Source organism: Streptomyces turgidiscabies Car8 (genome assembly GCF_000331005.1).
GTDB classification, from domain to species: Bacteria; Actinomycetota; Actinomycetes; order Streptomycetales; family Streptomycetaceae; genus Streptomyces; species Streptomyces turgidiscabies.
Genome location: NZ_AEJB01000440.1, coordinates 1 through 1,918, shown reverse-complemented (window position 1 = coordinate 1,918; position 1,918 = coordinate 1). Strand labels below are relative to the sequence as shown.

The 1,918-nt window shown below is 66.6% G+C and carries 2 protein-coding genes; one reads left to right on the top strand and one right to left on the bottom strand.

The genetic code is table 11. The annotated features are described in order from the left end of the window. Positions 1-56 precede the first annotated feature (56 nt). Positions 57-1,241: a quinolinate synthase NadA gene (nadA, locus tag STRTUCAR8_RS32030; RefSeq protein WP_044473255.1), complete on the bottom strand. Its 1,185-nt coding sequence runs from the start codon at positions 1,239-1,241 to the stop codon at positions 57-59. 303 nt (positions 1,242-1,544) lie between these two features. Here nadA and STRTUCAR8_RS32025 point away from each other — a divergent pair, with 303 nt between their 5' ends. Beyond that, positions 1,545-1,901, top strand: coding sequence for an iron-sulfur cluster assembly accessory protein (locus STRTUCAR8_RS32025; protein ID WP_006380335.1), 357 nt, complete (start codon positions 1,545-1,547; stop codon positions 1,899-1,901). The last annotated feature ends 17 nt before the right edge of the window (positions 1,902-1,918 follow it).

Sequence of the window (1,918 nt, the reverse complement as noted above, 5' to 3'; positions counted from 1 at the left end):
TGCATCCCAAAAACGCGAGCACACCCGAATGGACACGGGCAGCGCCGCCCGCCCGCCTACGGCAGCGCCAGCATCCGCTCCAGCGCCAGCTTCGCGAAGGTCTCCGTCTCGCGGTCCACCGAGATCTGGTTCACCAGCTTGCCCTCGGCCAGGGACTCCAGGGTCCAGACCAGGTGGGGGAGGTCGATGCGGTTCATCGTCGAGCAGAAGCAGACCGTCTTGTCGAGGAAGACGATCTCCTTGCCCTCGGGTGCGAAACGGTTCGCCAGGCGGCGCACCAGGTTCAGCTCCGTGCCGATGGCCCACTTCGAGCCGGCCGGGGCCGCCTCCAGCGCCTTGATGATGTACTCGGTCGAACCGACGTAGTCCGCCGCCTCGACCACCTCGTGCTTGCACTCCGGGTGGACCAGGACGTTCACGCCGGGAATCCGGGCCCGCACGTCGTTCACCGAGTCCAGCGAGAAGCGGCCGTGCACCGAGCAGTGGCCGCGCCACAGGATCATCTTCGCGTCGCGCAGCTGCTCCGCCGTCAGGCCGCCGTTCGGCTTGTGCGGGTTGTAGAGGACGCAGTCGTCGAGCGACATCCCCATGTCCCGTACCGCCGTGTTACGGCCGAGGTGCTGGTCCGGCAGGAACAGGACCTTCTCGCCCTGCTCGAAGGCCCACTCAAGGGCGCGCTCGGCATTGGACGACGTACAGATCGTGCCGCCGTGCTTGCCCGTGAACGCCTTGATGTCCGCCGAGGAGTTCATGTAGGAGACGGGCACGACCTGGTCGGCCACCCCGGCCTCCGTCAGTACGTCCCAGCACTCCGCGACCTGCTCGGCCGTCGCCATGTCCGCCATCGAGCAGCCGGCGGCCAGGTCGGGCAGGACCACCTTCTGGTCGTCGCCGGTCAGGATGTCCGCGGACTCCGCCATGAAGTGGACACCGCAGAACACGATGTACTCCGCCTCAGGACGCGCCGCCGCGTCCCGGGCCAGCTTGAAGGAGTCGCCCGTGACGTCCGCGAACTGGATGACCTCGTCGCGCTGGTAGTGGTGGCCGAGGACGAAGACCTTCTCGCCGAGCTTCTCCTTGGCGGCGCGGGCACGTGCCACCAGGTCCGGGTCGGAGGGGGAGGGCAGGTCCCCGGGGCAGTCCACGCCGCGCTCGCTCTTCGTGTCGGCCTCGCGGCCGAGGAGCAGCAGGGCGAGGGGCGTCGGCTGTACGTCGAGGTCCTGCGTCTGGGCGGTGGTCACGACACGCACCCTTTCTGTTCTTCCGGTCACGCCTTTTCGTCGAATTGACGTTATCTATCGTAACCCCTTCACGTCACTTTGACGAGGTTCATAGCGTCGATGTGACATGAATCCCGGCGCGCGATCGGAGCACGGCCCCGGCCTGTCCACAGGGCGCTGTTCGCGCTTCCGCGCGTGTGCGAGCATGGAGAGGAGAACCCAAAAGCCAGACGGAAAGAACAGACTCTCGGCCCGGAATTAATCCGCGGCCCCGCCGGTTGCAAACGTCGGCAGAAGTCTCCGTACAACCCGGGAGAGATGTAGATGTCCGTATCGGACGAGACCAGCACCGTCACCGACGGCATCATCCTGTCCGACGCCGCCGCGGCGAAGGTCAAGGCCCTGCTCGACCAGGAAGGCCGCGAGGACCTCGCCCTGCGTGTCGCGGTTCAGCCCGGCGGTTGCTCGGGTCTGCGCTACCAGCTGTTCTTCGACGAGCGTTCCCTCGACGGTGACGTTCTCAAGGACTTCGACGGCGTCAAGGTCGTCACCGACCGGATGAGCGCTCCCTACCTCGGCGGCGCCTCCATCGACTTCGTCGACACCATCGAGAAGCAGGGCTTCACGATCGACAACCCGAACGCGACGGGTTCCTGCGCCTGCGGTGACTCCTTCAGCTAGGCCCGGGCTCATACGCA

Coding starts and splice junctions, on each gene's coding strand:
- STRTUCAR8_RS32025 (WP_006380335.1), top strand. CDS start 1,545: ATGTCCGTATCGGACGAGACCAGCACCGTCACCGACGGCATCATCCTG.